10 protein-coding genes and 1 riboswitch are annotated in these 7,131 nt (G+C 74.8%); of the genes, 3 read left to right on the forward strand and 7 right to left on the reverse strand.

Translation table 11 applies throughout. From position 1 onward, the window contains the following. Positions 1–252: aminopeptidase P family N-terminal domain-containing protein (locus tag ACFUEL_RS31420; protein ID WP_380240240.1), on the reverse strand; the 252-nt coding region annotated here is incomplete at its 3' end. A 133-nt stretch (positions 253–385) separates the two neighbouring features. On the opposite strand from ACFUEL_RS31420, the gene rpmG reads away from it, so the two are divergent. Further along, positions 386–550 carry a 50S ribosomal protein L33 gene (rpmG, locus tag ACFUEL_RS31425; protein ID WP_344551435.1) on the forward strand — a complete coding sequence of 55 codons (165 nt, stop codon included), beginning with the start codon at positions 386–388 and terminating at the stop codon, positions 548–550. A 46-nt stretch (positions 551–596) separates the two neighbouring features. Further along, on the forward strand, positions 597–839 hold the full coding sequence (locus tag ACFUEL_RS31430; protein WP_380240242.1) for a type B 50S ribosomal protein L31: 243 nt from the start codon (positions 597–599) through the stop codon (positions 837–839). A 43-nt stretch (positions 840–882) separates the two neighbouring features. Here the strand turns inward: ACFUEL_RS31430 and ACFUEL_RS31435 are convergent, their stop codons facing one another. From ACFUEL_RS31435 to ACFUEL_RS31460, 6 genes are all read right to left on the reverse strand, one after another. Beyond that, the gene (locus tag ACFUEL_RS31435) at positions 883–1,458 is read right to left on the reverse strand and encodes an XRE family transcriptional regulator (RefSeq protein WP_380240244.1); all 576 of its coding nucleotides are present in this window, start codon (positions 1,456–1,458) and stop codon (positions 883–885) included. 88 nt (positions 1,459–1,546) lie between these two features. Then, complete coding sequence (locus ACFUEL_RS31440; RefSeq protein ID WP_380240246.1) at positions 1,547–2,668, reverse strand: HoxN/HupN/NixA family nickel/cobalt transporter; 1,122 nt, start codon at positions 2,666–2,668, stop codon at positions 1,547–1,549. 29 nt (positions 2,669–2,697) lie between these two features. Beyond that, positions 2,698–2,908: riboswitch (cobalamin riboswitch) on the reverse strand. Positions 2,909–2,990: 82 nt separating this feature from the next. Continuing rightward, on the reverse strand, positions 2,991–3,683 hold the full coding sequence (locus ACFUEL_RS31445) for a DUF6445 family protein (protein WP_380240248.1): 693 nt from the start codon (positions 3,681–3,683) through the stop codon (positions 2,991–2,993). 84 nt (positions 3,684–3,767) lie between these two features. Beyond that, the gene (locus ACFUEL_RS31450) at positions 3,768–4,574 is read right to left on the reverse strand and encodes an Fpg/Nei family DNA glycosylase (protein ID WP_380240250.1); all 807 of its coding nucleotides are present in this window, start codon (positions 4,572–4,574) and stop codon (positions 3,768–3,770) included. 94 nt (positions 4,575–4,668) lie between these two features. After that, a complete protein-coding gene (locus ACFUEL_RS31455) occupies positions 4,669–5,133 on the reverse strand; it encodes a DUF6924 domain-containing protein (RefSeq protein WP_380240252.1) in 465 nt (154 codons plus the stop codon). Positions 5,134–5,143: 10 nt separating this feature from the next. After that, positions 5,144–5,710: a helix-turn-helix domain-containing protein gene (locus ACFUEL_RS31460; protein ID WP_380240254.1), complete on the reverse strand. Its 567-nt coding sequence runs from the start codon at positions 5,708–5,710 to the stop codon at positions 5,144–5,146. 102 nt (positions 5,711–5,812) lie between these two features. Between ACFUEL_RS31460 and ACFUEL_RS31465 the strand changes: the two genes are divergently transcribed. Continuing rightward, positions 5,813–6,715: an SDR family oxidoreductase gene (locus ACFUEL_RS31465; protein WP_380240256.1), complete on the forward strand. Its 903-nt coding sequence runs from the start codon at positions 5,813–5,815 to the stop codon at positions 6,713–6,715. The last annotated feature ends 416 nt before the right edge of the window (positions 6,716–7,131 follow it).

Raw genomic sequence — 7,131 nt, forward strand, 5'->3', positions numbered from 1 at the left:
GTCCGCCTCGGCGGGCACCGGCAGCCGGGTGACCTCGGGGTCGGGCTGCCGGCCGGCGCCCTCCTCGGGCTCCGCGTCCTCGGGCACCGCGAGCACCGCGCGGTCGCGGGTGAGCAGCAGCGCGGCGCCCTGCGGCGGGCAGCCGGTGAGGTAGCGGACGTTGGCGGCGCGCGTGATCAGCGCGGCGTCGGCCCCGGAGGCGCTGCAGTACTCGCGGAGGCGTTCGCGTCGGTCGGCGTGCGCGTCGGACATGGTCCGAGCGTACGAACGGGGGCGGGAGGGCGCCTGTCGGGACCGGCTGGGCGGGTGGGGAATGCCCGCGGGGGCGTCCGTGTTGTGGCGTAGTGAAAACGGCAATCGTTGCCGGGAGAGGGAGGTCGAGACGATGGCACGCAGCGAACTGCGACCGGTGGTCACGCTCCGGTCCACGGCGGGGACGGGCTTCGCGTACGTGACCCGCAAGAACCGCCGCAACGACCCGGACCGGATGGTCCTGCGGAAGTTCGACCCGGTGGCCGGGCGGCACGTGGAGTTCCGCGAGGCCCGCTGACCCGCACCCGTCCGATCCAGCACGCACCCAGCGAGGAGGAGCAGCCATGCAGCAGGGAATCCACCCCGAGTACCGCCCGGTGGTGTTCCGGGACAAGACCGGGGGCCTGTCGTTCCTGACCCATTCCACCGCCGCGAGCGACCGCACGGTCGAGTGGGCGGACGGGCGGGCGTACCCGGTGGTCGACGTCGAGACGTCCTCGGCGAGCCACCCGTTCTACACCGGCCGGGCCCGCCTGATGGACACCGAGGGCCGGGTCGAGCTGTACCGGCGCCGGTACGGCGGCTGACGGCGCGAAGAGGGCCCCGGGGGCTTCCCCGGGGCCCTTCGCGCTACCTGCCCGGCGGGGGGACGGAGACGACCAGGGTGAACCGGCACGGCGCGTCGCCGTCGTTGCGGTAGCCGTGGGCGGCGGCGGCCTCGTAGGAGGCGGTGGAGCCGGCCGGGACGCGGTGGTCGCGGCCGTCCAGGGTGAGCGTGAGGGCGCCCTCGTCGACGCGGGCGATCTCGTAGGTGCCGGGCGGGTGCGGGTCGGAGGCGTGCGACTCGCCGGGGTGCAGCCGCCAGGTCCACAGCTCCAGCGGGCCGGGGGCCTCGGCGCCGCCGAGCAGGGTGCCGCTGCCGCCGCCGGGGCCGGTCCACAGCCGGACGGCGTCCTCGGCGGGGACGATCCGGACGGCGGAGGTGGCGTCGTAGTCGAGCAGCCGGGCGATCGAGGCGCCGAGCGCGTCGGCGAGCCGGGCCACGGTGCCGATGCTGGGGTTGGTGCGGCCCTGTTCGATCTGGACGACCATGCCGCGGCTGACCCCGGAGCGGGCGGCCAGCGCGTCCAGGGTGTGGCCGCGTTCGAGGCGCAGGCGCTTGAGGTTGCGGGCGAGGGCCTGGGTGACGAGGTCGGGTTCCGGCACGCGGGGTCCCTGTTCGGGTCGGGGCGGGCCGCGCTCCGGCGGCCGGGAGGTCCACCGAACTGTACTGCGCGGCCCGCCCGACGGGGCGTCAGGAGGCCCCGGCGCCCGTCCCCGCGAACGTCCGGGAGCGCCTGGCGATCCGCCAGTAGCCGATCGCGGCGGCCCAGACCACCACGAACAGGCCGACGATCACGAAGCCGACGTTGTCCAGGCTGAGGCCGGCGATCCAGCCGGTGACGGGGTCGGCCAGGTCGAACTTGTCGTGCAGCACCGCGACCAGCTCGATGGTGCCGATCACGAAGGCCACCGCGATCGACAGCCCGGTGATGGTCAGGTTGTAGTACACCTTGCGGACCGGGTTGGAGAACGCCCACTGGTAGGCGAAGTTCATGAACGTGCCGTCCAGGGTGTCGAACAGGCTCATCCCGGCGGCGAACAGCAGCGGCAGGCAGACCACCGCGTACCAGGGCAGCCCGGAGGCCGCGCCGGAGCCGGCCATCACCATCAGGGTCACCTCAGTGGCGGTGTCGAAGCCCAGGCCGAGCACCATCCCGACCGGGAACATCTGGCCGGGGCGGCTGATCGAGCGGGTGGCCCGGTTCAGCAGCCGGGCCAGCAGGCCCCGGGCGTTCAGGTGCTTCTCCAGCTCGGCCTCGTCGTACTGGCCCGCCCGCATCGCCCTGAACACCCGCCAGATGCCCAGCAGGGCCACCAGGTTGAGCGCCGCGATCAGGTAGAGGAAGACGCCGGACGCGGTGGTGCCGACGGTGCCGAGCACCCGGTGGGTGGCGGACTCCTCGTCCATCAGGGTGCCCGCCAGCGCCGTGCCGCCGGCCACCAGACCGGCCATGATCACCACCATCGAGGAGTGCCCGAGGGCGAACCAAAAGCCCACCGAGACCGGGCGGCGGCCGTCCGCCATCAGCTTGCGGGTGGTGTTGTCGATCACCGCGATGTGGTCGGCGTCGAAGGCGTGCCGCATGCCCAGGGTGTAGGCGGTGATGCCCAGGCCGATGCCGAACACCTGGGTGCCGACCTTGTACTCGTGCGGCGCCACCAGGAACAGCAGCGTCCCGAACGCCACCGCGTGCAGCGCCAGGATCACCGCCATCAGGCCGGCCGTGCGCAGGGTGTCCTCGCGCCGCCAGCGGAAGGAGGGAAGGGGGGATCCGGGTTCGTTCCCGGGCAGGGTCGACTCATGCGCGGTCATCCGCGTTCACGCTCCAGCACCTCGTGGATCACTTCGTGAGATGCCGTGGCCGGTCTCCTGGCTGACGGGGTGTTGCGCGCCGGCTCCCGGCCTTCCCGGCCGCGAGCGGCCAGTGGCACGGGGTGGGAGCCGACGACTCCCCGATCACAGTGGCGAGGGCCGCTCCGGACTCCCGCGACGCGCACGTGCGTGGCGTCGCGGTGCACCGGCTTCCCGAGCACCACGGCCCGCCCACCGTAGGCCCGGCGCGGGTGCGGCGGCAAGGGCGCGTCCGGGCCCGGTGGCGCAGATCACGCCTGGTCAGGACCGCACTGACGACGGATCAGGCCATCCAGAAGAAGACGCAGGTCATCCGCTTCTCCTCCAGCGTCGTGCCGTGGTAGGCGGTCGCGGTGTGGATCAGGTTGGCGGTGTAGAGCAGCAGCCGGTTGTGGCGGTGCGGGACGGCCAGGTCCTCGGTGAAGGAGTCCGGCGGGACGAAGCGGGTGCCCAGGGCGTCCACCAGGTTGTTGTGCGGGGCGATCACGCTGTTGCCGCCGAGGCGCCCGCCGGGGAAGCTCTGCCGGTAGAAGCTGGTGCCGCAGCCCTTCGGGACGGCCGGGTTGAGGTACAGCACGGCGGCGTAGCGGCACAGCGAGCGCGAGTCGGTGTGCGGGCGCGGCTCGCACTCCCCCGCGCCGACCACCTGCACGCAGTTGTGGTTGAAGGTGCCGCCCTCGGTCTCGTCCAGCGCCCAGATCCGCCCGGCCCCGGTGGCCGCCCGCACCAGCGCCTCCACGTGCGCCAGTTCGTCCGGTTCCAGCCCCGGCATCGCGCGCAGGCCGGGCCAGGACTCCGGCCGGTGCGGGTAGCCCTCGTCCCAGTCGGTGCGGGCCAGGTGCCGGGCGCGCACCGCGTCCGGGTCGGGGAGGACGTCGTCCAGCACCCAGTAGTCGCGTCCCCGGGTGGGCTTGCGGTACGGCAGGACCGGGAGCGCCGGGGTGGGGCGCGGGCCCTGGAACGGTTGCACGGGCATGGACCCGACAATAGGAGCGGCGTTCCGGGGCCTCGCCCAAGACGTGGTCAACCTTGCGTCAAGGCTTGCCGGGCCGGCGGCCGGTCAGGACCGCTGGCAGCTCGGGCACCAGAACAGGTTCCGGGCGGCCAACTCCTCGGCGCGGACCGGGGTTTCGCACACCAGGCAGGGCTGGTCGTGCCGGCGGTAGACGTACACCTCGCCGCCGTGGTCGTCCACCCGGGGCGGGCGGCCCATCGCCTCCGGGGTGTGCTCGGGGCGGACGGTGTCGATCCGGCCCGCGGCCACGCCCTCGCGCATCAGGGCGACCAGGTCGGCCCAGATCGCGCCCCACTCGGCGCGGGAGAGCTCGCGGCCGGGGCGGTGCGGGCTGATGCCGAGCCGGAACAGCACCTCGGCGCGGTACACGTTGCCGACGCCGGCCAGCACCTTCTGGTCCATCAGCAGGGCCGCGACCGTGCTGCCGCTGCGGGAGATCCGCCGCCACGCCGCGTCGCCCGCCTCGCCCGGACGCAGCGGGTCCGGCCCCAGGCGCTGGTGGACGGCGGCCTTCTCGGCGGGGGTGAGGAGCTCGCAGGCGGTCGGGCCGCGCAGGTCGGCGTAGCCGCTGTCGCCCACCATCCGCAGCCGGACCTGGCCGACCGGCGCCGGGGGCTCGCCCGTGCCGAAGGCGTACTTGCCGTACAGGCCCAGGTGCACGTGCAGCCAGTGCTCGCCGAAGCCGAGGAACAGGTGCTTGCCGTGCGCCTGCGCCTCGTCCAGCACCCGCCCGTCGATCAGCGCGGCGCCCTCCGCGAAGCGCCCCTGCGGGCTGGACACCCGGACCGGGCGGCCGCCGAACAGCGCGTCGTTCTCCCTGGCCAGGCGGTGGATCACATGCCCCTCGGGCACCGGCGTCAGCTCCCCGGTCGTGGTGGTCGGTACGGGTCCATTCTCCCAGGGCGCTCGGACAGTCCGGTCGGACAGTCCGGTCGGCCGGCCGCGGTCAGCCGCCGGCCGCGGGCCGGTAGCAGCCCTCCGGGTCGCGGCGGGCCGCGGCGGCGAACTCCTCGAAGCCGAGGTTGCCGATCGACAGGTTGGCGTTGATCTCCTCGACGGCCGCCGCCAGGGCGCGGAACTCGGCGCCGTGCTCGATCTCCTGGGCGTACCACTCGGGCTCCGCGCAGTCCTCGGGGCGCAGCGTGGTGACGGCGAGCAGCGGGTGGCCGGGGCCGGTCAGCGCGGTGCGGTCGGCCAGGAAGAGCACGTTCGGGCCGCCGTCGGCGGTGGCCCGGGCGGCGGCCACTGCCTCGGCCGGGGCGGCGTCCGCCCAGGCCGGGTCGTCGACCAGTTGGACGTCCGCGCCGAGCGCGGCACGCAGGGCCCGCCAGCCGGGCTCGTGGCCGTCGCTGTAGTCGGTGCGGACGATCAGGGCGTCGTGCTCGCCGATGTCGGCGACGGGCGGGCGCACGGGGACTCCTTCAGAGGGTGGCGGCGGTGTCGCGCAGGGCGGTGAGCGCCTCGCGGGCCAGGGCGGTGAAGTCCTGGCCGGGGCGGTCGGTCCAGCGGGCCAGGGCGGTGCGCAGGGCGAGCAGGGTGAGCGCGGCGGTGAGGACGGCGGCCGGCTCGGGGGCGCCGCGCTCGCGCAGGGCGTCGGCGAGGGCGGCGGCCAGGGCCTCGCGCTTGAGCAGTTCGCGCTCGGTGAGCTCGGGGTTGGCGGCGACCACCTGCTGGCGCTCGCGGACGGTCCCGTACCGCTCGGCGGTGAAGGCGTGCTCCCCGGCGGCGGCCAGCGCGGCCCCGGCGGCCTCCAGCGGGCCGGCCGCGGGTGGGGCGGCGGCGATCGCGCCGGTGAACAGCCGGGCCAGCGCGTCACCGCCGGAGAGCACCTCGCGCTTGTCCGCGAAGTGCCGGAAGAAGGTGCTCTTGGCCAGGCCCGCGCGTTCGGCGATCTCGGCGACGGTGGTGCGGTCGTAGCCCTGCCGGACGAAGAGGTCGAGCGCGGCGCGTTCCAGCCGCTCGCGGGCGTTCGGGTCCCATCTGGCCATGATCCGAAGTCTACGCGACGGGACTTGGTCGCATCACTGCGCCGCAGGGGCTATGGTGATGGGATAAGGTCTCATCACTCGACCCAGCACGGAGGTCCCCCCATGCACGTCTTCGTCACCGGAGCCAGCGGCCACCTCGGCTCCGCCCTCGTCCCCCACCTGCTCGCCGCCGGCCACCGGGTCACCGGCCTGGCCCGCTCCGACGCCTCCGCCGCCGCCCTCACCGCCCTCGGCGCGGACGTCCGCCGCGGCGACCTCGACGACCTGGACGGCCTGCGGGCCGCTGCCGCGGCCGCCGACGGCGTCGTCCACCTGGCCTTCAAGCACGAGGCGATGCTCGGCGGCGACTACGCCGGCGCGATGGCCGACGACCTGAAGGCCGTCCGGGCCCTGGTCGAAGCCCTCGCCGGCACCGGCAAGCCCCTCGTCGGCACCGGCGGCACGGGCGCCGGCGGCGCCCCCGGGCAGCTCTCCCTCGAGACCCGGGTCGCCCCGGGCGCCCCGCGCACCGAAGCCGAACGGGCCCTGCTCGACGCGGCCGCCGACGGCGTGCGCACCAGCGTCGTCCGCCTCCCCCCGGTCGTCCACAGCCCGCTCGACCGGCACGGCTTCGTCCCCACCCTGATCCGCACCGCTCGCGCCACCGGCACCTCCGGCTACCTCGGCGACGGCACCAACCGCTGGCCCGCCGTCCACACCCTCGACGCCGCCCGCCTCTACCGCCTCGCCCTCGAACACGCCCCCGCCGGCACCCGCCTGCACGCCGTCGACGACGAGGGCGTCCCCTTCCGCGAGATCGCCGAACACATCGGCATCCGCCTCGGCCTCCCCACCGCCCCCGTCGAAGAGACCCGCGCCGCCGAACACTTCGGCTTCCTGTCCCTCCTCGTCCCCCTCGACATGCCCGCCTCCGCCGAAGCCACCCGCACCCTCCTCGACTGGCACCCCACCCACCCGGGCCTGCTCGACGACCTGAACGAGGACCACTACTTCACCGAGGACTGACCCACCACCGCCCCCGCCTCAGCACCGCACGGCCGAACACCACCGCCGCCCCCACCACGCCCACCCCCGACCCGGAATCGCACGGCCCAGCACCGCCCCCTTGCCGCACAGCGGAACCTCGGCGTGCCTGCAACCGGCTCAGCAGCACATGGCCGAGCAGCGCCGCCGCCTCCCTCGCCCCAACCCCCCTCGCCGCGAAGCGGAACCTCAGCGCACCTGCAGCCGGCTCAGGATCGCGTGATCCAGCGCCGCCGTCTCCGGCGCCCCGCCCCCTCGCCGCGAAGCGGAACCTCGGCGTGCCTGCAACCGGCTCAGCAGCACACGACCGAGCACCGCCGCCCTCTCCCCCACCCCAACCCCCCCTCGCCGCGAAGCGGAACCTCGGCGTGCCTGCAACCGGCTCAGCAGCACACGGC

This window comes from Kitasatospora sp. NPDC057198 (genome assembly GCF_042670125.1).
In the GTDB taxonomy this organism is placed as follows: Bacteria; Actinomycetota; Actinomycetes; order Streptomycetales; family Streptomycetaceae; genus Kitasatospora.